17 protein-coding genes are annotated in these 24,006 nt (G+C 71.4%); 15 read left to right on the top strand and 2 right to left on the bottom strand.

Going from position 1 to position 24,006, the window contains the following annotated elements:
- Positions 1–1,038 (bottom strand): S1 family peptidase, encoded by a 1,038-nt coding sequence (locus M2352_RS21090; RefSeq protein WP_264666502.1) that lies wholly within the window; start codon positions 1,036–1,038, stop codon positions 1–3.
- A gap of 251 nt (positions 1,039–1,289) precedes the next feature.
- Here M2352_RS21090 and M2352_RS21085 point away from each other — a divergent pair, with 251 nt between their 5' ends.
- The 12 genes from M2352_RS21085 (at position 1,290) to M2352_RS21030 (ending at position 19,910) form a co-directional block, all read left to right on the top strand.
- Positions 1,290–3,314 (top strand): VWA domain-containing protein, encoded by a 2,025-nt coding sequence (locus tag M2352_RS21085; RefSeq protein WP_264666501.1) that lies wholly within the window; start codon positions 1,290–1,292, stop codon positions 3,312–3,314.
- On the top strand, positions 3,314–4,981 hold the full coding sequence (locus tag M2352_RS21080) for a hypothetical protein (protein ID WP_264666500.1): 1,668 nt from the start codon (positions 3,314–3,316) through the stop codon (positions 4,979–4,981). Before M2352_RS21085 ends, M2352_RS21080 begins: the two co-directional genes overlap by 1 nt.
- Before the next feature lie 62 nt (positions 4,982–5,043).
- A complete protein-coding gene (locus M2352_RS21075) occupies positions 5,044–8,055 on the top strand; it encodes a virulence factor SrfB (RefSeq protein ID WP_264666499.1) in 3,012 nt (1,003 codons plus the stop codon).
- Between the two features lie 12 nt (positions 8,056–8,067).
- A complete protein-coding gene (locus M2352_RS21070) occupies positions 8,068–10,740 on the top strand; it encodes a putative virulence factor (RefSeq protein ID WP_264666498.1) in 2,673 nt (890 codons plus the stop codon).
- 26 nt (positions 10,741–10,766) lie between these two features.
- The gene (locus tag M2352_RS21065; RefSeq protein ID WP_264666497.1) at positions 10,767–11,885 is read left to right on the top strand and encodes an SEL1-like repeat protein; all 1,119 of its coding nucleotides are present in this window, start codon (positions 10,767–10,769) and stop codon (positions 11,883–11,885) included.
- Between the two features lie 13 nt (positions 11,886–11,898).
- Positions 11,899–14,013: a vWA domain-containing protein gene (locus M2352_RS21060; RefSeq protein ID WP_264666496.1), complete on the top strand. Its 2,115-nt coding sequence runs from the start codon at positions 11,899–11,901 to the stop codon at positions 14,011–14,013.
- A 23-nt stretch (positions 14,014–14,036) separates the two neighbouring features.
- Complete coding sequence (locus M2352_RS21055; protein WP_264666495.1) at positions 14,037–14,777, top strand: ABC transporter ATP-binding protein; 741 nt, start codon at positions 14,037–14,039, stop codon at positions 14,775–14,777.
- Complete coding sequence (locus M2352_RS21050; RefSeq protein WP_264666494.1) at positions 14,774–16,030, top strand: ABC transporter permease family protein; 1,257 nt, start codon at positions 14,774–14,776, stop codon at positions 16,028–16,030. The genes M2352_RS21055 and M2352_RS21050 overlap by 4 nt, the downstream gene beginning before the upstream one ends.
- Entirely contained in the window at positions 16,023–17,600 is a 1,578-nt protein-coding gene (locus M2352_RS21045) for a formylglycine-generating enzyme family protein (protein ID WP_264666493.1), read from the top strand. The genes M2352_RS21050 and M2352_RS21045 overlap by 8 nt, the downstream gene beginning before the upstream one ends.
- 114 nt (positions 17,601–17,714) lie before the next feature.
- Complete coding sequence (locus tag M2352_RS21040) at positions 17,715–18,458, top strand: glycine zipper 2TM domain-containing protein (RefSeq protein ID WP_264666492.1); 744 nt, start codon at positions 17,715–17,717, stop codon at positions 18,456–18,458.
- 17 nt (positions 18,459–18,475) lie between these two features.
- A complete protein-coding gene (locus M2352_RS21035; RefSeq protein WP_264666491.1) occupies positions 18,476–18,976 on the top strand; it encodes a hypothetical protein in 501 nt (166 codons plus the stop codon).
- A 271-nt stretch (positions 18,977–19,247) separates the two neighbouring features.
- The gene (locus M2352_RS21030; protein ID WP_264666490.1) at positions 19,248–19,910 is read left to right on the top strand and encodes a hypothetical protein; all 663 of its coding nucleotides are present in this window, start codon (positions 19,248–19,250) and stop codon (positions 19,908–19,910) included.
- A gap of 133 nt (positions 19,911–20,043) precedes the next feature.
- Here the strand turns inward: M2352_RS21030 and M2352_RS21025 are convergent, their stop codons facing one another.
- The gene (locus M2352_RS21025) at positions 20,044–20,757 is read right to left on the bottom strand and encodes an MgtC/SapB family protein (RefSeq protein ID WP_264666489.1); all 714 of its coding nucleotides are present in this window, start codon (positions 20,755–20,757) and stop codon (positions 20,044–20,046) included.
- 240 nt (positions 20,758–20,997) lie between these two features.
- On the opposite strand from M2352_RS21025, the gene hemA reads away from it, so the two are divergent.
- From hemA to M2352_RS21010, 3 genes are all read left to right on the top strand, one after another.
- Positions 20,998–22,221: a 5-aminolevulinate synthase gene (gene hemA, locus M2352_RS21020; protein ID WP_264666488.1), complete on the top strand. Its 1,224-nt coding sequence runs from the start codon at positions 20,998–21,000 to the stop codon at positions 22,219–22,221.
- A 42-nt stretch (positions 22,222–22,263) separates the two neighbouring features.
- Complete coding sequence (locus M2352_RS21015; RefSeq protein ID WP_264666487.1) at positions 22,264–22,422, top strand: sugar tyrosine-protein kinase; 159 nt, start codon at positions 22,264–22,266, stop codon at positions 22,420–22,422.
- A 133-nt stretch (positions 22,423–22,555) separates the two neighbouring features.
- Complete coding sequence (locus tag M2352_RS21010; protein ID WP_264666486.1) at positions 22,556–24,001, top strand: aminotransferase-like domain-containing protein; 1,446 nt, start codon at positions 22,556–22,558, stop codon at positions 23,999–24,001.
- Positions 24,002–24,006: the final 5 nt, after the last annotated feature.

The following is a 24,006-nucleotide window of genomic DNA, read 5'->3' as shown; positions in this document are numbered from 1 at the left end:
CTAAGGAGCGCCGCAGGGGCGGGAGTCGTCCTGCAGCGTTTCCCCATGGCGTTTCAGGAAGGCCAGCAGCGCTTCGGTGGTCTGGGCGTAGCTGATGCGCCCCGACTGCTCCTGATCCACGGCGATGAAGGTGTTCACCCCGATCACCCGGCCGCAGGCGTCCACCAGCGGCCCGCCGGAATTGCCCTGAAGGATCGAGGCGGTGTGGACGATGCCGACACCGCCGGTGGCCAGGGGCTGGATCGCCTGCACCGTGCCCTGGGTGATGTTCAGGTCGGGGGCCGCCCGCATGTCCCCGCCCACCAGCCGGCGGAAACCGGCATCGTTCAGCACCGTCAGGCCGGGATAGCCCGCCGCCGTCACCCCCGACAGCTTGGCGAAGCTGGTGGTGACCGGCAGGGTGCCCGACGCCTTGCCCGCCGGCAGCCGCACCAGGGCGAAATCGGTCCCCCCCACCGGCGCGTTCGCCGAGGCCCCCACCACCGTGCCGGGCAGGGCGCGGCCCAGGCTGCGGCTGGCGATGACCACCCGCCCATCGGTGGAATCCTCCACCGCGTGGCGGTTGGTGACCAGCAGGTCCGGCGTGACGAAAAAGCCGGTGGCGATGCTGTCGCCGGCGATCACCAGGGCCGTCCCCGCCTCCAGCCGCTGCACGAGCTGGGCGGCGTTCAGGGCGCTCAGGCCGTTTCCGGCCCCCGCGGCGGGCGGGGGCGGCGGGGATGCCGCCGCCGGTGTGGGGATGGCCGGGGTGGTGGGGATGGCCGGGACGGATGACGCGGGCGCCGATACGGGCGGGGCCGCCGCCGGCCCCGCATCGGCCGCACGCACGGTTCCCGGCGGACAGGGAACCTCCTGCCCCGACTGCCGGGTGACGGCCTCTTCCAGCGAGCGGTTCAGCTCCTCAAGCTGGCGGGCGCGCTGAAGCACGTCGGCGGGCAGGTCCGCCGCCGGGGCGGGCACCGCCTGCCGGACCTCCGCCGGGCGCCGCAACCACAAGTGAGCGGAAAGGGCGGCGACGCCCGCCAAGGTGACCGCCACCGCCGCGATCCAGGGCCCCTTATGAGGAATTCTATCGATTGCAGCGACCGACACCGCCCCAGCCCCCTCACGCCACCTGTCAGGATGGTAAAACAAGACAGGGTTATAGCGCCTTCACACCGCGCGATACAGAGAAAAGGATTTATTCCACGAGATAACAATATTTTATAGGCTTGTTCGCACGCACGGGCGCAGGCTATTCTCCCAAGACTCGTTTATTTATGCCCGTTTGAATTCAAAGTGTTTTCTCGATGCCCGAACTGCGAATCGCCACGACCGGACCCGAAGGTTTCCGCCGCCTTGGCATGCATGGCCAAGCCGTCGTGGAGATGCATCGGCAGATCGCCACCATCCTGAACAACCGCCTGGGCGTTCAGCACGCCCGCTGTTTCGCCCGGCCCCAGATCGACCCGTCCAGCCGGCGCATCGACTGGTACTGTCACGACGACGGCCCGCTCGCCCGGCCCGCCGACCTTCCGGCGGAAGCGCGCGGGCGGGTGGAAACGCTGTCGCGCCAGCTGGCCGCCGAGATCGCCCAGCTTGCGGGCCGGCTGAAGGCCGAGGGTTCGACGGGCGAATTCGTCGGGCGGATGCTGGAACTGGCGCTGGTCACCCCGGCGGGCACCGATTGCCTGCGCGCCACCGGCAGCCAGCCGGTGCTGATCCTGTGGGGCCACGAGGCGGAAGGGGTGGCCGCCGCGGTGGACGCCACCGCCCCGCCCGCCCAGAATAATCCTGCGCAGACCGCCCCGCCCGCCGCCCAGACCGGCGGAACGGGGCGGAGTGCCGGCGGCGCGCCGCCGGCCGCGAACGCGGGCCCGGCGCCGGGCAAGGGCACCGGAAGCCGTGCGGGCGGCAACAATGCGGACGGCGCGCAATCCGTGCCCCCGGCCCGCGCAGAGCAACGCGCCGGCGGCGAATCCGGTTCCGGCCCGGCCTCCGGTTCCGCATCGGACCCGGCCTTCGGTGAAACCGGCGCAAACGCCGCCAACGGGCGCAACGGGGCGTTCCGGCAACCGGACGGCGGCGGTTCCGGTGGCTTCGCCCGCCCCGGCTCGGGCAGCGGGGGCGGCATCTCCGGCCCCGGTGGAACCGCGCCGGCCGGCTGGGGGGGGCGGCTGGCCTGGGGCCTGCCGCTGCTGCTGCTGGGGCTGACCGTCGTCCTGTCCATGAAGGCGTGCGAGCCCCTGCCCCCCGTGGTCGTCCAGGTGCCGGAACCGGCGGCCCCCGCCGCCAACCCGATCCCGGCGCTGGAATCGCGGGAAAAGGAACTCCGCGACCGGCTGGCCCTGCTGGACCGCCAGCAGGCCGACGCGCTCGCCCAGTGCCGCCCGGTGGAGCCGCTGAAAAAGGCGGAAGCCCCGCCGCAGCCGGAAACGCCGCCGCCGGCCCCGCAGCAGGACGCGCGCCTGCCCGATCCGCCGGCACCGCCGGCCACGCCGCCGGAGACCGTGCCCGTCCGGCCCCCTGCCGCCGTTCTCGCGCCCCCCGCCCCCACGGTGGAGGCGCCCGCCGTCACCGAGGCCAAGCCGGTGACGCCGCCGCCGTCGCTGTCGTCGATCATCGGCGCCATCCCGGAAGAGAACAAAACCCTGCCCCCGCCCCCCAGGCCGGCACCGCAGGCCCAGGCCCAGGCGCAGGCGCAGGCCGCCCCCGGCGCCGCCGCACCGGGAAAGACGCCCGCGGCACCGTCCTGCAACGTCACCTATCCGCCAGGCAAGGAGCCGGAGGTGGTGCTGATCGTGGACGGATCGGGCAGCATGAACGAAACCTTCCGCGACTCGACCAAGATCGGCATGGCGCGGCGCTCCATCACCAATCTGGCCAATTCCCTGCCGCCGCCGGTGTCCATCGGGCTGATCGACTTCACCGGCTGCTCCAACGTCGTCCGCCACGATTTCTACGACGCCGGGCGGCGGGGCGAGCTGATCCGCAAGGTGCAGGGGCTGTCCCCCAGCGGCGGCACCCCGCTGGCGCGCAGCATCGAACGCGCCGGCAACGTGGTCAGCAGCGTGGCCCCCGCCACCATCATCGTGGTCAGCGACGGCGAGGACACCTGCTCCGGCGATCCCTGCGCCGCCGCCCGGTCGGTGAAGTCCCACAAGCCCAACGTCATCATCAATGTGATCGACATCTCCAACGGCAGCGGCGGACAGGTTCTCCAGTGCATCGCCGGGGCCACGGGCGGGCGGGTGCTGTCGCCGCAATCGGGGGCCGACATGATCAACAAGATGCAGCAGGCGACCCGCTTGCCCGACGTCAGGAACTGCAAGTGATGGGCGGAACCACCACGGGAAGCGGGCGCAGCGGCCCGCTGCTGGCCACCGGAACGCTCGAGACCTACACGCCCCTGGGGGCGTTCGGGCAGCCGGTCTATCTCGCCCACGTGCAACTGAAAGCCGCGGTGAGGCAGAAGCTGGGGCCGCGCTACGCCGACTTCTTCGCCACCCCCGACCGCGAGCCGGGCAGCGGGCGCATCCGCTGGCTGGCCGACGTGCAGGGCCCGCGCACGCGGTGGAGCGAGCTGCCCCCCGAGCAGCAGCTTCTGCACGCCCTGTCCATCGAGGAACTGCGCAGCGGCTTCGCCCGCTATGCCGACGAGCTGCGCGCCATGCGCACCTCGCAGCAGGCGCAGGCTTTCGTCGCCCTGCTGGACACCGCCCTGCGGGTGCCCGACGACAGCCACCTGTTTCTGGTCGGCGACCAGCCGGTGGTCAGCTTCTGGGGGTTCAGCCACGGCGACGGCGCGGCGTTCGATGCCCTGTCGGTGGCGCCGCGCCAGCCGGTCCCCGCCCCCGGCGGCAGCCCGCCGCCGGTCCCGGCCCCCGCCGCCGCGGTGACCCGCGGGGGATGGCGGTGGTGGTGGTGGCTGCTGCTGGGGCTGCTGATCGTGCTGCTGGCCTTGCTGGCCGCGTACCTGCTGGGGCTGTTCGACCGTTTCCGCCTGCCCGACCTGGGCGGGCGGCTGCCGGCCATCACCGATTCCCGCCCTGCTCCCGAGGCGCCCCCCGCCGACACGCCGGCGCCGCCGGCCCCCATCCCCGATCCGGTCAAGCCCGATCCCGCCCTGCCGCCCGTGCCCGATCCCCTGAAGCCCGCCCTGCCCGATCCGGGACGGGTGGACGTGGTGCCGCCCGTGGTGCCCGGCGGGGTCGTCGTCCCGGACGCCGGGACCGTGGTGGTTCCCGCCGTGCCGGGGGCCGAGGTGCGCCCCGATGCCGTCCTGAAGCCCGTCATCCCCGTCGTTCCCGCCCCCGGCGGGCTGCTGCCGGGCCTCAAGGCCGAGCCCAAGGCCGGGCTGCTGCCCATGCCCAAGGCGGACGGCACGCCGAACGCGCCGGTCCCCGCGACGCCGCCGGGCGAGAAACCGGCGCCGGGCAAGACGGGGCTGGACAACAAGCCGGGCGCCGACGCCAGACCCGCCCCCGACAGGCCCCCCCCCGACAAGCCGGACGCCGGCAAACCCGGTGCCGCCGACGGCAAGGCGCCGCCGGCCCCCCAGCACAAGCCCCTGCTGCCGCCGCTGCCCCCCCTGGGCCAGCCGGTGAAGCCAGGCGCCGAACTGGCGATTCCCCCGGCCGGCGCCGGGGCCGGCGGCCCGTCGGACCCGGCCTTCATGGAAGGGCTGTGGCGCAGCGGCCGGGGGTTGGTGGACACCGTGACCGGCCAGCCGCTGGAGCAGTATTACCGTTTCGACCGCAGCGGCCAGGGCGAGGTGGTGGTCCGCCGTCAGGACGGCACCGAATGCACGGCCCCCGCCCAGGCGGCCATGCGCAACGGCGTCCTGTCCATCGACGAGCAGAACAACGCCCGCTGCCCCGACGGCACGTCCATCGACCGCGCACGCACCGAATGCCGCCGGCTGCCCGACGGGCGGACGGTGTGCACCGGCACCGGCTCGTCCGGTTCCACCTACAGCATCGGCATCCAGAAGGGGAACTGACCGATGGCCCGGCCGTTTTTTTCCGCCCCCGTCCCAGCCGCCTGCCCCGGTGAGGATTGCTCATGCCGCTGAACGAACTCACCGCCTTCCCCAATCTGGTGTCGGTCATCCCCGGCAGCGGGGTCCAGTTCCTCGATTTCGGCTTCGCCCTGCCCAAGGACGCGCCCGTGCCGCGCGACTGGGGGTTCTGGGACGACCCCAAGTCGCAGTTGAACGACGATGCCATGCCGGTGATGATCCGCCGCGGCAACGAGGAGACGGACCGCCACGAAAGCTATTCGCTGGACCTGAAACGGGTCTTGCTGATGGTGGAACAGGTGTGGATGCCGCTGCCGCTGCTGCGCGAGGAGCTGGGGGGCGGGTATTTCCGCGGGCCGACCAACTGGGTCCGCGGCTATCTGCGCCATCTGGACCAGCCCGACCGCAACGGCAACGATTACCGCCTGGTGATCGCCATCGACACCGGGCTGATGGATTTCATCGAGGACGAAGCGTACCTCGCCCCCTCCCCCGACGACGCCCGCAACGGGCGCACCTTCTCCCTGCCGTCCCGCCGCGACCCCATCGACTGGTTCGTGCGCGAAGCGTGGGTGAAGGACTGGTGCCTGGAAACCTTCAAGGAAATGGTGGAGCGGGAGGAGCGGCGCCGCGCCGGCTCCCGCCACGCCCAAACCTTGTCCATGGACGACCTGCGCGAGCGGATGGAAGGGGCGCATGAGCACCTTGCCCGCTACAAGGCGTTCCTGGATCTGCTGCACGCGCTGGACCTGCTGCCCAAGCTGAAGATCGTGGACCGCGCCACCGAACCGCGCCCGGTGCCGGTGGACGTGGACATGGTGCTCGACCTGGGCAATTCGCGCACCTGCGGCCTGCTGATCGAAGCCGAACCGGACCAGCTCGGCACCGACATCACCAAGGCGGTGAAGCTCCAGCTCCGCGACCTGACGCGGCCCGAGCGGGTCTACAACGATCCCTTCGAAAGCTGGCTGGAATTCAGCCGCGCCAGCTTCGGGCGCGATCACCTGTCCCTGCGCAGCGGGCGGCCCGACGCCTTCGGCTGGCCCACCGTGGTGCGCGTCGGCCCCGAAGCGGTGCATCTGGCCAGCCAGCGCCGCGGCAGCGAGGGGGCGACCGGCCTGTCCAGCCCCAAGCGCTATCTGTGGGACGACGACGCGCGGGAGGAAAGCTGGCGCTTCAACGCCGAAACCGAACACGGCGAACAGGCGCCCATCGCCACTGGCGTCGCCTTCACCACCCTGGTCAACGACTTCGGCGACGCGGTTCACCGCATCGACCCGAACCGGCCGGGGTCGGACATGCTGCTGCTGCCGTCCATCCGCGCGCTGTACGCCCGCCGCAACCTGATGTCGTTCGTGCTGGCGGAAATCTTCCTGCAGGCGCTGTGCATGATGAATTCGCCGGCCCACCGGCTGCGGCGGCGCAGCGCCGACCTGCCGCGCCGGCTGCGCCGCATCATCATGACCATGCCCACGGCCATGCCGCTGGCCGAGCGCCAGATCCTCCAGCAGCAGGCCGACGCCGCCCGCGATCTGGCCTTCCTGTCGCTGGGGCTGGCCGACACCGATTACGGCGACGACGGCCGCCCGGTGATGGTGCTGCGCGACGACGTGCGCCTGCCCGACGTCATCTTGAAATGGGACGAGGCCAGCGCCACCCAGGCCGTCTATCTCTATGGCCAGGTGGCGCTGCAATATTCCGGCGACGCCCGCGCCTTCTTCGACGTGATGCGGCTGCCGCTGAACCAGCAGGATCCGGCGGCGCGCACCGGGCTGCGCATCGCCACGCTCGACATCGGCGGCGGCACCACCGATCTGGTGGTCACCAGCTACCGGGCCGAGGGCCAGGGGGCCAACGTCACCCTGTTCCCCCGCCAGGATTTCCGCGAGGGCTTCAATCTGGCCGGGGACGGGGCGGTGTTCGCCGTCATCCGCGAACTGGTGCTGCCGCCCATCCGCCGCCGGCTGGAGGCGTGCGGGCTGGCCGGGCAGGCCGAGCATCTGATGAACCGCCTGCTGGGCGGGGACCGCGGCGACATGCATGTGGTGGAGCAGGTCCGCCGCCAGCAGTTCGCCGCCCAGATCGCCACCCCCATCGCGGTGGCGATGCTGAACCGCTACGAATCCTACGACCCCACCGCCCCCTTCGCGCCCGAGGTGCGGGGCTTCGCCGGCTTCTTCGACGGCGACCACGGGGCCAACGCCGCCGTCATCGGCTTCTTCAACAAGGAGGCGGAGCGGGCCGGCGCCACCGGCTTCGATCTGGCCCAGGTGGATTTCCCCGTGGACGGGGCGGAGATCGACCGGGTGGTGCGGTCGGTGTTCCGCGACATGCTCCAGGCCCTGGCGGAGGTGATCTGGCGCTGCCGGGCCGACCTGCTGCTGCTGTCGGGCCGCCCGTCGCGGCTGCCGGCCATCCGCGCGGTGATGGAGGAAACGGGGTGCCTGCCGCCCCACCGCATCATCTGCCTGCACCAGTTCCGCGTGGGGCAGTGGTATCCGTTCCGCGCCCTGGACGCGACCATCGCCGATCCCAAGACCACGGCGTCGGTGGGGGCCATGATCTGCCTGCTGGGGGAAGGGCAGCTTCAGAACTTCAACTTCCGCTCCGACGAGCTGAAGCCCGGTTCGACCGCGCAGTTCTTCGGCAAGCTGGACCGCAACAACCGCCTGCTGGACGCCGACGTCTATTACGCCGGCATGCGGCTGGACGATCCCGACTACACCCTGCCCGACACGCCGTTCGAGTTCCGCGGGCCGATGGCGCTGGGCTTCCGGCAGTTTCCCGTGGACTGGTGGCCGGCGACCCGGCAGTACAGCCTGGATTACGCCTCGTCGGAGATCGCCAAGGCCCTCAACGCGCGCACGCCGCTCAGCGTCTGCCTCAAGCGGACGGAACGCGACGTGAAGAAACAGGTGGTGGACAGCTTCGAGCCCGACACCATCACCGATGCCAACGGACGGACGGTGCCCAAGAACCAGCTTCGCCTGCGGCTGCAAACCATCGACCGGCAACAGGGCTATTGGCTGGACACCGGCATTCTGCTGGACAAGTGACGGGGGCGGATCGTGACTCAGGGTGACAACACGCTGGTGGATGGGGTCCGCCGTCTGGCCGAGGGCAGCCGGCAGGCCCGGCTGTGGATCGACGCGGTGCGCGGCGGCGCCGTCAGCGTCGCCAACGAGGCGCACGGCCTGTCCACCGCCACGCGGCGGGCGGAAAACCTGGCGCGCAAGCTGGCCGGGGCCGCCGGGCGGCGCAACTGCGCCGGGGTGTTCGGCCCCAGCCAGGCGGGCAAGTCCTATCTGGTGTCGGCGCTGGCCCGCAAGCCGCCCCAGCAGCTCCAGGCCTGCTTCGGCCCGCTGCGCAAGGACTTCCTGACCGAGATCAACCCGCCGGGGGACCGCGAATCCACCGGGCTGGTGACGCGCTTCACCATTCACGGCGGCGGCGTGACCGACCCCGAGCATCCGGTGGAGCTGCGGATGCTGACCGAAACGGATCTGGTGAAGATCCTGGCCAACAGCTTCCTGTCCGATTTCGACCCCAACAACATGACGGTGCCGCTGCCGGACGAGGCGGAGATCCGGCAGGTTCTGGCCGCGGCACAGGCCGAGGCCACCGGGCCGGCGGCCCCCCACCTGGACGAAATCGCCCTTTACGACCTGGGCGATTATTTCCAGCGCAATTTCGCCGCCCGCATCAAGACGCTGAACGGCACCGATTACTGGGACGCGGTCATCCGCACCGCCGGGCGGCTGCCGCTGGCGCGGCGGGCGCAGGTGTACGCCATGCTGTGGGGCGGGCTGCCGGCCTTCACCGAGCTGTTCGTCATGCTGGCCGGGGCGCTGGAACGGCTGGGCCACCCCACCGACGCCCACGCCGCCCTGACGGCACTGATCCCGCGCGAGCGGTCCATCATCGACGTGATGCTGGTCAAGCAGCGGCTGGGCACGGCGGAGGACGCCGCCGATCCGGTCAGCGTCCGGCCCATGGCGGCGGGCGGCGCCCTGGGGCCGGCGGTGCCGGTGCCCCGCGCGGTGCTGTGCGCGCTGGTGGCCGAGCTGAAGATCGTGATGAACGACCGGCCCTGGGGCTTCTTCGAGCACACCGACCTGCTGGATTTCCCCGGCGCGCGGTCGCGGCTGAAGCTGACCAGCCTGCCCGCCGATGCCGCCGACCGGTCGGAACAGGTGCGCGAGCTGCTGCTGCGCGGCAAGATCGCCTATCTCTTCCAGCGCTACAGCGAGGAGCGCGAGCTGACGGCCATGCTGCTGTGCATGCCGCCCAGCGTGGCCGAGGTGAAGGATCTGGCCGCCCTGGTGCGCGGCTGGATCGAGGTGACCCACGGCGCCACCCCGGCCCTGCGCGCGCAGGTAAGGAACGCCCTGTTCCTGGTGTTGACCAAGTTCGACCTGGAATTCCTGGAAAAGGGCGGGGAGACGGCGGATTCGCGCCGCGGCAAGTGGGACCGCCGGCTCGACGCCTCGTTCCTGGAAATGTACGGCAAGGACGGCTGGCCCCACGATTGGGACGGCCGCCCGTTCGACAACAGCCTGTTCCTGCGCAATCCCGGCATGCGCCAGGAACACCTGATGGATTACGACGAATCCGCGGGCGGGCAGGGGCTGGTGGAAACCGGCCCGGCCCGGCGCCACGCCGAACGGCTGGCGGAATACCGCGGCGCCTTCGACGCCTCGCCCCTGTGCCGCACCCATTTCCGCAATCCCGCCGAGGTGTGGGAGGCGGCGTTCGCCCCCAACGACGGCGGCGTCGGGCTGCTGGTCCGCCGGCTGGACGCGGTGCTGGACCCCAACCTGAAGGCCAACCAGATCCGCCAGCGGCTGATGAGCGAGGCGGCCGGCCTGCACGCCAGCCTGAAGCGCTTCTACCACGCCGCCGACGACGCCTCGCGCACCGAGCGGGAACAGGCGCTGGGCTCGTTGCGCGTCCGGCTGAACACGGCGCTGAAGCCGGGGGACTACGCGCTGTTCGGGCTGCTGCTGGAACGGCTGATGATGCCGGCGGACGACGTGGTGGAGATCTTCCTCAACGTGGCGGCCCTGCGGCTGGACCGCGTTGCCCCCCCGCCCGCCGACGCCGCCCCGGTGGACGACGACGACCCCTGGGCCGAGGAGCCGGCGGGGGCGGCCCCCGCCGCTGCGGCCAAGGCGCCCCCCGACCGGCCCGAGATCTTCGCCGGGCTGATGATGAACGCCTGGACCGAACGGCTGCGCACCCTGTCCCGCGACGCCGGCCTGCTGGCCCATCTGGGGCTGGGCGCCGACGTGCTGGACCAGCTGGTGCAGGAGGTCATCATCGGCGCCAACCGCCTGGACCTGCGCCGCCAGATCGCCGACGGGGTGCGCGCCCAGGTGCAGGCGGCCAACACCCGCTGGGACGACGTGGTGGAGCGGGCCGCCGGCATCGCCCTGATGCGGCTGAACGATTACGTCGCCTATCTGGGGTTCGGCGAAGCGGACGAGACGGGGCGCCCCGGCTTCCCCGAAGCGCCCAAGCCGCGGCAGCGGGCGGTCTTCACCCTGCCGCCGCTGCCCGAACGGCTGCCCGCCCTGGGCACCCAGCGCCAGTTGATCGACCGGGAACGCTTCATCGACTGGGGCGTGGCCTTGCGTCAGCTTGGGCTGGACAACATCGCGTTTGCCGGCGGGCGTGAGATCGACGAGCAGCAGAACCGCGCGCTCGGCGCCATCCTCGCCACCATCGACCTCGCATCCTGACCACCGGGAACCCAGCAGGAGCCGCCATGCCCGTCCGTACGAGCCAACCCCCCAGCTATCCCGGCGGCCGCGTTCTGGTCGCGGTCGGCGGGGATACCGGGCGCATCGCCATGCCCGTGCTCATCACCCTGGTCGATCAGACGCGGGGCACGGAAAAGGCGATGCACCTGGACCCGCGGACCCCGGACGCGCCGTGGAAATCCGCGGTGTTCTGGTTCCCCCCCGCCAATGTCCGGCACGAGGACGGGCAGCTTCTGTTCGACCTGGAACACGGCGTCATGTTCCACCTGCGGCCCAACGCACCCTATCTGCTGCGGCTGCAGGCGGTGGACGGCGGCGTCGTGGAGGAGCGGCTGATCCTGCGCGCCTTCCGCGGCAAGTCCACCCCGCCCGACTGGCAGCCGCCGCCCGATGCCGAGTGGCCGCCCGCCGGGCCTTCGGGCGGGGAAGCCACCCCCCCGCCGACGGGACCGGACGAGATCATCATCCCGCCGCCGCCCCCTCCGCCGCCCCCGCCCCCTCCGCCGCCGGTCACCCGGAGCGGGATGCCGTGGCTGGCCGTGGCCGCCGTGCTGATACTGGCGGGCGGTGCCGCCGGTGGCTGGTGGTTCCTGACCCAGCGGGACAGCCGGATTGCCGGCACGGAGCCGGAGCCGCCGCCCGCACCGGCGCCCGCACCGGCGCCCGTTGCGGCCCCGGCACCGCCGCCCCCCGCCGCACCGGCCCCCACGGGAACCGCCGACGCCCGCCGCCTGCTGCAGGAAGGGGTGGGCGCCGACCGCGCCTATGCCGAGGGCAAGCGCTATCTGGAGGCCGCGTCGCTGGACGGCGCCTTCCTGCTGCTGCGCCACGCGGCGGACAAGGGGATGCCGCAGGCGGCGGTGGAGGTAGGGGCCATGTACGACCCCGCGTTCCATTCGCCCAAGACCAGCCCGATGCCCACCCCCAACGCCGACGTGGCCGCAAGCTGGTACCGCAAGGCCGCCGAGGCCGGCGACGCGGAGGCGGAATACCGGCTGGGCCGTGTGCTGATGAGCGGCGCCACCAGCGATCCCCAGGGGGCGGAAAGCGGGCTGGCGTGGCTGAAGCGGGCCGCCGGCCATGGCCACCAGCAGGCGCGCAGCGCCCTGCCCCAGCAACAATGACCGGGGGGAGATCATGACCACGCCGTTCCCTGCCATCCGTCCGGCCCTCCGCCGCCGCCTTGCCGCCGGCCTCGCTGCCGCGGCCCTGCTGCTGGCGGGGGCAGCCGCCGCCCCGGCGCAGGAGGCCGCCGCCCAGCCCCAGGCCGCGGGCAAGCGCACGCCGCTGCTGATTCCGGGAAAGACCACCCTGTTTCAGCGGGTGCTGACCCGTCCGGGGGCTCAGCTTGCCGCCCAGCCGGGGGGACCGCCGGGCAAGAGCCTGCCGCCGCTGTCGGTGATGTACGTCTATGGCCAGCAGGAGCAGGGCGAGGCGTCCTATGTGGAGGTGGGGCCGGACAGCCAGGGAACCACCGCCGGGTGGGTGCGCATCCAGGACACCATCCCGTGGCGCCATTCGCTGGTCCTGGCGTTCAACAACCCGGCCAACCGCGACCGCGTGCTGTTCTTCCGCGACCAGCCGTCCCTGACGGGCCTGCTGCAATCGGACCAGTTGCTGGCCCAGAGCGAGGAATGGCGCCGGCAGATCGTGAAGGGTGCCCTGCCCCCCGGCAGCCCGGTGGTGTCCATCGAGCCGGAAACCTTCATCGACCTGCAAAAGCAGTTCTACCTGCTGCCGATCCTGGAGGCGGAGACCAAGCCGCTGCCCAGCGGGTTCCGCGTGCGCACGGTCAAGATCGCGTCCGTCACCAAGGAGACGGCGGACGCGGCCACCGCCGTCCCCCAGCCGCAGGCCCAGACCCAGCCGGCCCCGCCCCAGGCGGCGCAGCCGCAGGTGCTCCAGCGCGGCAACATGGACGACGCGCTGGCGAAGTTCCGGTCCGGGGTGGTGTTCGTCATCGACGCCACCTCGTCCATGCAGCCCTACATCGACCGCACCCGTCAGGCGGTGGATGCCGTGTACCGCGAAATCGAAAGCGCCAAGCTGGACAGCCGGGTGCGGTTCGGGCTGGTGGCCTACCGCGACGATCCGGGCAAGGTGAAGGGGCTGGAGTATCTGGCCCGCATGTTCGCCGACCCGTCGGCCACCGCCAGCCGCGATGCCTTCATGCAGCAGGTCAAGGATCTGCGCGCCACCCCCATCTCCACCCGCGCCTTTGCCGAGGATGGTTACGCCGGCCTGGAACAGGCCATCCGCGGCATCGACTGGAAGGGGTTCGGGGGCCGCTACATCATCATGGTCACCGACGCCAGCTCGCGCGAAGGGTCGTCGCCGCTGGCCAGCACCGGCCTGTCCACCGACCAGATCCGCCAGTTGGCGGAGGCCAACGGCATCGCCCTCTACATCCTGCACCTGAAAACGGCGGAGGGGCGCAACGACCACGCCGCGGCACGCGCCCAGTACGAACGGCTGTCGCACTTCCCCGGCGTGGGCTCCCTGTATTTCCCGGTGGACGCCGGGGATCAGGAGGTGTTCCGCAGTCAGGTGGAAAAGCTGGCCCAGAGCCTCGTCACCCAGGTCCGCGACGCCGGCAAGACCGACCCCACCGCCCCGCCCCCGGCGCCCGCCACGGCGGCGCCCGCAGCAGCAGCCGCGGCGGCACCCGCGGCGGCGGCCGACCGGCTGCAGCAGACGGCGGAAGCGGTGGGCCGCGCCATGCGGCTGGCCTATCTGGGCACGGTGCAGGGGACCAAGGCGCCGCCCATGTTCGAAGCCTGGGCCTCCGACCGGGATTTCCGCCGCCCCGATCTGGCCGCCTTCAGCGTGCGGCTGCTGCTGACCAAGAACCAGCTGAGCGACCTGCAGGCCACCCTGCGCCGGGTGGTGGACGCGGGCGAAAAGGGCCAGATCGAGCCGGAGGATTTCTTCAACCAGCTGCGCAGCGCCGCCGCCGCCATGGGCCGCGACCCGTCGCGCATCGCCCAGGGCCCGGCCCGCAACCTGGAGGAGGTGGGGCTGATGGGCGAGTATCTCGACGGCCTGCCCTATCAGAGCAAGATCATGGGCATCGACCCGGATTCCTGGACCCGCATGAGCGTGGGCGAGCAGCAGACGCTGATCGACGAGATCAAGTCCAAGGTCGCGCTGTACCAGCGTTTTCACGATGACGTGGACCGCTGGGTTCCGCTGTCCGACGGATCGGCGGCGGGGGATGCGGTCTATCCCGTTCCCATCGACAGCCTGCCCTGACGGCGGCGGAACGGGAGGGGGACATGGGCGGCCCGGTCATCGACATCGCCGATTGCTTTCTCCAGCGGGGCGAGGGGGCTGGCCGCTTCATCGTGGGCATCGAACGCCTGCGGGTGATGCCGGGGGAGCAGATCGCCCTGACCGGCCCCAGCGGCTGCGGCAAGAGCACGGTGCTGGACATGCTGGCCCTGGTGCTGCGCCCGACGGCGGCCCGGAGCTTCACCTTGCGGGTGACGGCGGAACCGGCGGCGGACGTGCCGGCCCTGTGGCGGGACGGTGCGCGGGGGCGGCTGACCCGGCTGCGCGCCGCCGGCATCGGCTATGTGCTCCAGACCGGCGGGCTGATCCCGTTCCTGAGCGTGGGCGAGAACACGCTGCTGACGCGCCGGCTGCTGGGCCTGCCCTGCCCCGGCCCGGCGGACCGGCTGCTGGAGGAGCTGGGCATCGCCGCCCTGCGCGCCCGGCTGCCGCGGCACGTGTCCATCGGCCAGCGCCAGCGGGTGGCCATCGCCCGCGCCCTGGCCCACGAACCGCCGCTGATCCTGGCCGACGAGCCCACCGCCTCCCTCGATCCCGCCAGCGCCGAGACCACCATGGCCCTGCTGACCGCCGCCGCCCGCCGCCACGGGGCAGCACTGGTGGTGGTGACCCACGACCGTGCCCTGGCCGAACGCCACGGCCTGACCGTCGCCGTCTGCCAGCCGCGGGCTCATGGGTCGCTCCTCCATCACGGCGGCGCGGCGGAACCGGGGGACACGCCATGACCGGGCGTCTGGTCCAGCTTCTGCGGCTGTCGCTGGCCGACCTGCGCGGGGAATGGCCGGTGGCGCTGGCGCAGGTGATCGCCATCGCCGCGGTGCTGACGCCGCTGCTGGTGCTGTTCGGGCTGCACCAGGGGGCCATCGGCACGCTGATCGCGCGCCTGGACCGCGACCCGGCCATGCGGCTGATCACGCCCGAGGCCACGGGCGCCAACCGTTTCGACGCCGCGTGGTTCCGCGAGATGGCGGGCAACCCCGACGTGGCCTTCGTCATCCCGTCCACCCGGCTGATCGCCGGGCAGATCGACCTGCTGCCCGCCGCCCCGTCGCCGGGCGCCAGCCGGGTGGAGGTGCGCACCTCCCTGATCCCGACGGCCCCGGGCGACCCGGTGACGGGAAGCGCGGCGGCGTCCATGGGAACGCCCTCGGGAGCGGGGGCGGGGGCGGGGGCGGTGGTGCTGAGCGCACGCGCCGCTGGGCGCCTGGGGGTGGCGGCGGGCGATGGGGTGACGGCGTTCGTGGAGCGGGTGCGCGGCGGCCGCACCGAACCGCTGGCGGTTCCCCTGACCGTCGCGGCGGTGCTGGCGGCGCAGAACGACGGCGGCACCACGGCCTATGGCTCTCTGGCGCTGGTGGAGGCGGTGCAGGATTTCCGCGACGGCAAGGCGGTGCCGGCGCTGGGCGTCACCACGGGCGAGCCGGCGCACGCGGCGGCGGACTATCCCCTGTTCCGGCTCTACGCCCGCTCCATCCGCAGCGTGCAGCCCGTCGCCGCCGCACTGGAGGCGCGGGGGATCACCGTCGCCACCCGGCGGGCGGAAATCGCCTCGGCCCTGTCGCTGGACGACAGCCTGCGGGCGGTGCTGCTGATCATCTCCAGCCTGTCGGTGGCCGGCTACATCGTGGCGGTCACCGCCGGGCAATGGGGCAACCTGCGGCGCAAGCGGCGCGATCTGGCCATCCTGAACCTTGCCGGCTACGGCACCGGCTGGATGGTGGCCTTTCCGGTGGCGCAGGCCGTCGTGCTGGCCGCCGCCGGCAGCGTGGCGGCGGTGGCCGGCTTCGCCGGGGCGGCGGCGGCCATCAACACCCTGTTCCAGGCCTCCATCGCCCACGGGGAGGCGGCCTGCCGTCTGGACGCCGCCAGCCTGCTGGCGGCGGCGGCGGTCACCACCGTTCTGTCCACGCTGCCGGCCGCCGCCGTGGGGCTGGCGTTCCGCCGCATCGACGTGAATGAGGAGTTGCGCCATGTCTGATCCCCGCACCCTGATGCGCGTGATTGTGGCGGCGGTCCTGTCCGCCGCCCCGGCGGCGGCCCAGACGCCGCCGGCCTCACAGCCCCCCGCGGCGGCACCCACGGCGGCGGCGTGGCCGGACGCCCTGTGGAACCCCCAGCCGGCAGCCGACGACCTGGTGATGCCCATGCCGTGCGGCGGGCGCATGGCGTTCCGCGCGGTGGCGGTGCCGGCGGCGGGCGTGCTGGACGACCGGCGGGTGGAGCTGGGCGGCAGCGACGAGCGCTTTTCCTGGTCGGAGCACACCCGCCGCGACTGGGTGGCCGGCGGCTTCACCAGCGCCGGCACGGCGGGCCTGCGCCACTTCTGGATCGGCAAGTACGAGGTGTCGCAGCTTCAGTTCGCGGCTCTGGGCGGTCCCTGCCCCACGCCGGGGGACGACAGCCGCCTGCCCAAGGTCGGCGTGACGTGGGCCGAGGCCGCGGCCTTCGCCGCCGCCTATTCCGCGTGGCTGGTGCGCGACGGCGGCGGCGCCCTGCCGGTGGAGGAGGGAAGCCCCGGCTTCCTGCGCCTGCCCACGGAAGCGGAATGGGAATTCGCCGCCCGCGGCGGCATCGCCGTGCCCGACAGCGATTTCGTCCAGCCCACCCACCCCATGCCCGAGGGCATGGCCCGCTATGTCTGGTACCAGGGGCCGGATTCGGCCAACAACGCCCTGAACGCCATCGGCCTGCTGAAGCCGAACCCGCTGGGCATCCACGACATGCTGGGCAACGCCGCGGAATTCGTGCTCGACCCCTACCGGCTGAACAAGCTGTCGCACCAGCACGGGCAGGTGGGCGGCTTCATGACCAAGGGCGGCGATTTCCGCACGCCCGCCGACGCCATCCGCGCCGCCGCCCGCGACGAATTCGTGCCGGTGGACAAGAAAGGTGAACGGCGGCTGGCCACCGTGGGCTTCCGTCTGGTCCTGGCCGCCCCCGGCGTGCCCAGCCGGCAGCGGCTGGCCGCGGTGCGCGACGCCTGGAAAACCCTGTCGGTGGCGGCCACCAACGTCCTGACCGAACGCCAGGAAGACCCGGTGCGCGAGGTGGACGCCCTGGTCGCCGCGGTGGAGGAACCGGCGCTGAAGCAGCGCATCCAGAGTCTGGCCACCGTCATCAAATCCAACGTGCAGGCCACCAACGAGCAGCGGGGCCGCGCGGTGAAGAGCGAGATCCGCGTCGGCACCTATCTGGCCCGCAAGCTGGCCGACGACAAGCAGATCATCGCGCTGAAGGAAAAACAGATCGCCGCGCTGAGCGAGGCCAACAAGGGCCTGCGCGACAGCCTCAAGGCGTCCCTGGACAGCAACCGCGAGGCGCTGACGCTCAACCTCTCCTACTATCTCGACACCCTGACCCAGCTTGTGGCCGACCACCCGGAGACGGCGGTCCGGGAACAGGCCGACGTGCTGAAACGCGAGACGGAAGCCCGCGGGCTGGCCGCGGTCAACCGCTTCACCGACCTTTTCACCGAACACGCGCGGACCCTGCGCCAGAACGGACGGCTGGACCGCGATGCGGTGCTGGCGTCCATCCCCCACCCGTGACGGTTCGGCAGACGGTTTTTCTTCGACAACCAATAAAAGAACAGCGACAGCAGGAGATAGTCCATGGGCGATTGTCACAGTCCATTTCAAGCCCCCCGTCGCCATGGCTGGGCCATGCGTTCGGCAGCCCTGGTGCTGGCGGCCAGCCTCGCGGTGTCGGGGTGCGCCACCTCGGGCGGGGGGACCAACACCGCCGCGGGGGATGATTACTGCAACCCCAACAACCCCCGCCTGACCCCGGCGGAACGCCAGATGTGCGCCGACGCCGCCACCACCTTCAACGAAACCGTGGCCGGCGGTGCCATCACCGGCGCGCTGGCCGGGGCGGCGGTCGGGGCGCTGGCCGGGCTGCTGACCGGCAACTCCCGCGATGTCGCCCGCGGCGCCCTCATCGGGGCGGCAGCGGGCGGCATCATGGGGGGCGTGGACGGCTATGTCACCGCCAAGGCGCAGGAGACCGGCAACAACCGCACCATGATGCTGAACTCCATGACCGCCGACGTGGAACAGCAGAACGACAAGCTGAAGAAGCTGGTCGTCAGCTCCCGCCGGGTTCTGGAGGATTCCCAGCAGCGCTACGCCAGGCTGACCGCCGACCAGAAGGCCGGGCGCGCCAGCGCCGAACAGGTCGCCGCCGAACGCCAGCGCATCGAAGGAAACCGCGACCGTCTGGTCAGTTGGCTGGGCAAGGCCAAGGAAGAGCGGGACAAGTATGTCCAGGCGTCCGCCCAGATGCGCCAGCAGGGCGATTCCACCGCCACCCTGGACCGCCAGATCAAGGACATGAACACCCAGATCGCCCAGTTGGAAAACAACATTTCCGGCATGAACGCCGCCATGCAGATCCGCCGCACCTGAGAAGGATACGGGCCATCATGACAGTCAAACGCCACGGCACCCCCACCCTGGCCGTCCTGCTGACGGCGGTCCTGCTGCAAGGCGGGTGCGTCCAGACCTATCTGAACCAGAAAGCCGATCTGGCGAGCGGCGGCCCCCAGAACCGCGTCGCCGCCGCCCAGCAGCGGCTGGACCGGGCGCAGCAGCAGCAGACCGACCTGAACGACGAGAAGCTGGGGCTGGACCGCGACATCGACCGCACCAACCGCATGCTGGGCGCGGCGGAAAAGGATCTGGCGAAGGTCCGCCGGGATCTGGAAACCGCCCGCCGCCAGAACCGCATCGAAGAGAGCGCGTACCGCAAGATGCGCCAGGAGGCGGAAAGCCTGCAGCGGGAAGCCGCCGACCTGGACTTCCAGGTCCGCACCGCCCGTTCCGGCAACCCGGCGGAACTCGCGGCCAAGGAACAGGAGCTGCAAGCCCTCCAGCGCAAGAAGAACGAGCTGGAACAGGCCCTGAAGCTCGCCTACACCAACTGACCCTTCCCGGAACCGGGGGGTGCCGCGGCGCCCTCCGGTTCCGTGTGGGGCTCCCTTGGCCCCGGATTTGCTTTGGCTTCACCTGCAACCAGAAGCCAAAGAGGGCCACATGACAATCGCCGTACACTCTTCATCCGCGGTTTCCCCGCAAACCGGGGCAGCCGCACGGGACAAGAGGACCGGATCGGCGGATGCCTTCGGGGCGGCACTTTCTGCCGCCGAGCAAAATGATCCGGCCGTTCCGGCCCAGCCCGCACCGCCGCCCGTCTCCATGACCACCCTGGGCGGGCGGAGCACCAGCGTGGCCGCCCTGACCGCCGATTTCCAGGAATGGCGCGCCGGCTATGAACCCAGGGTGTTCGCCGACCGGCAGCAGGCGGTGGAGTCGCAATCCTCCACCTATCTGTCGGTTCTGGAAAAGGCCGCGGCCCAGAACGGCCTGTCCGACCCCAAGGCGTTCCTGAAATCCCTGTCGCCGCAGGAACGGCACGCGCTTCAGACGATTCATTCCCTGGCGGACCCCATCGATCCCGACGGGCTGACCGAGGAGGGGGCGCAGAACCTGATCCTGCCGCCCAACCGGGCCGAGGATGTGGACCGCGACGGCTTCAACATGGTCGGGCTGGCCAAGATGTGGCAATTCCCGCCCAACAACGCACCGGACAGCGTGAAGGAGGCATGGAAGACGGCCACCAAAGACTTGAACGGCAACGATCTGCTGCTGATGACAAGCTTCATGCCGCTGGTGATCCCCGGCGTGAACAACGGCTCGGCCTATATCCCCGAAGACGCCGATTACGGCGCCATGACCGCCAGGACCATCGAAGGGCTGGAGTATGCCAAGCGTTTCGATAAGGAGTGGCAGCGCCCGGTGCGCGAAAACCAGATCGCCCTGCTGCATAAATTCCAGGAGGCTCTGGCCACCACAGGCTAGGGACCGTCGGTTTTCCGTGTGCTTCACGCTCCAGAGTGTGATCGGTTCAAACGGAATCGTTTGAAGCGTGAATCAGACGGGAAAACCAAAAGCTTAGAGTCCTTCAGGTGCTTCAATAAGCACCTGAAGGACTCTAAGTCGTCGTGCTGACGGTCCAGGTGGCGCTGCGGATGCCGGGTTGCTGCTCCAGGCTCAGGACGGCCCGTTCCAACTCATCCGGTTCCGCCGTGGTGGGCACCAGCACGGCGGCCAGCTCCACCTGCTCCTCGGATTCCGACAGAACCTCGATGTCCCGGATGGGATAGTTCAGGGCTTCCAGTTCGGCGGCCAGCGCGTCGCGGACATCGGACACCTGTTCGGGGTCGGCCACCACGTGGACGCGGTACAGCGCCTCGGTCACCCGCTCGTCGATGGGCAGGCGGTTGATGTGGTTGACCAGCGGGCGCAGCAGCGTGTTGCCGGCCAGGACGAAGACCGTCAGCATCACCGCCTCCACCGGCAGGCCGCAGCCCGAACACGCCCCCACCGCCGCCGAACACCACAGGGTCGCCGCCGTGTTCAGGCCGCGGACGTTCGTACCCTCCTTCATGATGACGCCGGCCCCCAGAAAGCCGATGCCCGACACCACATAGGACACGATGTGGGTCGCCCCCTCCACCCCCGAAAGCTGCATGCCGATGTCGGCGAAGGCCGCCGCCCCCACCGCCACCAGCACGTTGGTGCGCAGCCCGGCGGTGCGCTGGCGGTACTGCCGCTCGAACCCGATCAGGGCACCGAGAACGAAGGCGATGGCAAGGGCGGCAAAGGTCGTCGCCGCGGACGCCGGGTCCGGCAGATCGAAGCGCATGGGCATTTCATCCCGGTGGCACGAGGCAGGCACCCTCGTACCGCCGCGGCCCGCGCAGGGTCAAGGGAAGCCCCGCCCCATCAAAAAAACTTCACACATCCCGCCCACCGCCGGGCACGCACCAATCAATCAATACAATTGAGCGCACAATATCCTTGCAATCACTTTTATTGAATGCATACACTGCCGTTTATTGATGGCACCTCATCCGATGGGGCCACCCCCGGCAGAGAGGATCCGATGCCGCACGATTCCGTTTTCCGTGATCTGATCGCAGCCATCAAGCAGGATGGGCGCTACCGGGTCTTCGCCGACCTTGCCCGCCACCGGGGGGATTTCCCCACGGCGACGCACCGCGACGATGCGGGGGGCGAACGCAAGGTGACGGTGTGGTGTTCCAACGACTACCTGGGCATGGGGCAGCATCCGGCGGTGCTGGAGGCCATGCACGCGGCGCTGGACGACTGCGGGGCGGGGGCCGGCGGCACCCGCAACATCTCGGGCACCAGCCATTATCATGTGCTGCTGGAACGGGAGCTGGCCGACCTGCACGGCAAGGAAGCCGCGCTGCTGTTCACCTCGGGCTACGTGTCCAACGATGCGGCGCTGACCACGCTGGGGCGGATCCTGCCCGGCTGCGTGTTCGTGTCGGACGCGCTGAACCACAATTCCATGATCACCGGCATCCGCAACAGCGGGGCCGAGAAACACATCTTCCGCCACAACGACCCCGGGCATCTGGACGAGATCCTGTCGGGCGTCGCCCCGGGACGGCCGGTGATCGTGGCGTTCGAATCCGTCTATTCCATGGACGGCGACATCGCTCCCATCCACGACATCTGCGACGTGGCCGACAGGCACGGCGCCATGACCTATCTGGACGAGGTGCACGCGGTGGGGCTGTACGGCCCCCGCGGCGGCGGCATCGCCGAACGCGACGGCGCCCTGGACCGCATCACCGTCGTCGAAGCCACGCTGGGCAAGGCGTTCGGGGTCCAGGGCGGCTACATCGCCGGATCGGCGGCCCTGGTGGACTGCATCCGCAGCTTCGCCGCCGGCTTCATCTTCTCCACCGCCCTGGCGCCGGTCCTGGCGGCGGGGGCGCTGGCCGCCGTCCGCCATCTGAAGGCCAGCGGGGCGGAGCGCGGCCGGCATCAGGAACGGGCCGCGGCCCTGAAACGGCGGCTGACCGCTGCCGGGCTGCCGGTGATGCCCTCGGCCAGCCATCTGGTGCCGGTGCTGGTGGGCGGCGCCCACCGCTGCAAGCAGGCGTCCGGCATGCTGATGGACCGGCACGGCATCTATGTCCAGCCCATCAACTACCCCACCGTTCCCCGCGGGGCGGAGCGGCTGCGCTTCACCCCCACCCCGCTCCATACCGACGCCCACATGACGGCCCTGGCGGCGGCGCTGGTGGACGTGTGGCAGCGGCTGGACCTGCCGCTGGCGCCGCCGGCCGCCTGACCCGCCGACGAACGGCCCCCCCTGGATACGGAGATCCACATCATGGAAGACACCCGCGTCACGCTCTTTGCCCTGCTGCTGCTGGTGGTGGCGGTGGGCGGCTACACGGCCGTCCTGCTGCTCAGCCCGCCGCTGGCCGTGACCATCATCGTGCTGGCGTCCTGGGCCAATCTGGCCATCCTGCTGTTCCTCGCCCGCTGACGGCCACACCCTGTTGCAGCACCGGAGGGGCTTGCAGCCGGAGCCGGCGGACGCTCATATGATACGGACGCCACCGGCCACCGTATGGCCACCGTGGGGACCGTGCGGGACGAAAGACCGGATCAGGACATCCATGCAATCCACCGAACAATCCACCGGCGCGGTCTGGCATCCCGATCTGGCCAACCGGGACAGGCCGGTCTATCTGGCCATCGCCGACGCGATCGCCGACGACATCCGCAGCGGGCGGCTGGCCGCCGGACAGCGGCTGCCGCCGCAACGCGCCCTGGCCGACCGGCTGGGGCTGGACCTGACCACCGTCAGCCGCGCCTACAGCGAGGCGCGGCAGCGCGGCCTGCTGGATGCCCGCGTGGGCCAGGGCACCTTCGTCCGCCCGCCCAGCGCCGGCCCCGCCCCGGTTCCCCGGCCCGACACCCCGCGCGACACCGCGCCGGCGGCGGTGATCGACATGACCATGAACCAGCCCCCGCTGCCCGAGGCGCCGGACCTGCTGGACCGGGTGCGCGGCGGGCTGGCCGACGCGGCGCAGCGGATCGACCTGCGCGCGCTGCTGCGCTACCCCGAAACCGGCACCGCGGCGGAGGACCGGGAGGCCGGCGCACGCTGGCTGCTGCCCCGGCTGCCGGATCTGGCGGCGGACGGCGGGGCCGGGCGGGTGGTGGTCTGCCCCGGCACCCAGGCCGCGCTCCTGGCCCTGCTGACCATGCTGGCCCGCCCCGGCGACACCGTGTGCACCGAGGCGCTGACCTACCCCGGCTTCCGCGCCATCGCCCGCCAGTTGGGCGTGCGGGTGGCGGGGGTGGCCATGGACGGCCAGGGAATCGACCCCGACGCCCTGCGCGCCGCCTTTGCCGCGCACGCGCCCAAGGCGCTCTATTGCACCCCCACCCTGCACAACCCGACCACGGCCACCCTGCCGGCGGACCGGCGGGCGGCCATCGCCGCCATCGCGCGGGAGTACGGGGTGCCGATCGTCGAGGACGACATCTACGGCGTCCTGCCCCAGGACGCGCCGCCGCCCCTCGCCACCCTGGCACCGGAGCTGACCTTCCACGTGGCGGGTCTGGCGAAATGCGTGGCGCCCGGCCTGCGCATCACCTATGTGGCCGCCCCCGACGCCCGTCAGGCGGCGCGGCTGGAGGCATCGCAGCGCGCGGCCCTGCTGGGCACGCCGGCCATCCCGGCGGCGGTGGCCACCCGCTGGATCGCCGACGGCACCGCCGGGCTGCTGCTCGCCGCCATCCGGGCGGAGGCGGAGGCACGCCAGCGCCTGGCCGCCGCCCTGCTGCCGCCGGCCCTGACCGCCGCCCATCCCCAGGGCTTCCACCTGTGGCTCGGCCTGCCCCCGGCGTGGACGCGGGGGGAATTCGCCGCCTGCCTGCGCACCCGCTCCATCGTGGCGGCGGTCAGCGACGCCTTCCTGACCGACGGGCCGGCGCCGGAGGCGGTGCGCATCTGCCTGGGCGCGCCGGTTACCCGCACCGATTGCCGGCGGATGCTGGAGACCCTGGCCGACGCGCTGGACCAGATCCCCGCGCTGGCCGACACCGTGATCTAGCGGCA

The organism is Azospirillum fermentarium (genome assembly GCF_025961205.1).
Lineage (GTDB): Bacteria > Pseudomonadota > Alphaproteobacteria > Azospirillales > Azospirillaceae > Azospirillum > Azospirillum fermentarium.
The sequence above is the reverse complement of the archived record's forward strand: the minus strand, read 5'-3'. Positions and strand labels throughout refer to the sequence as shown.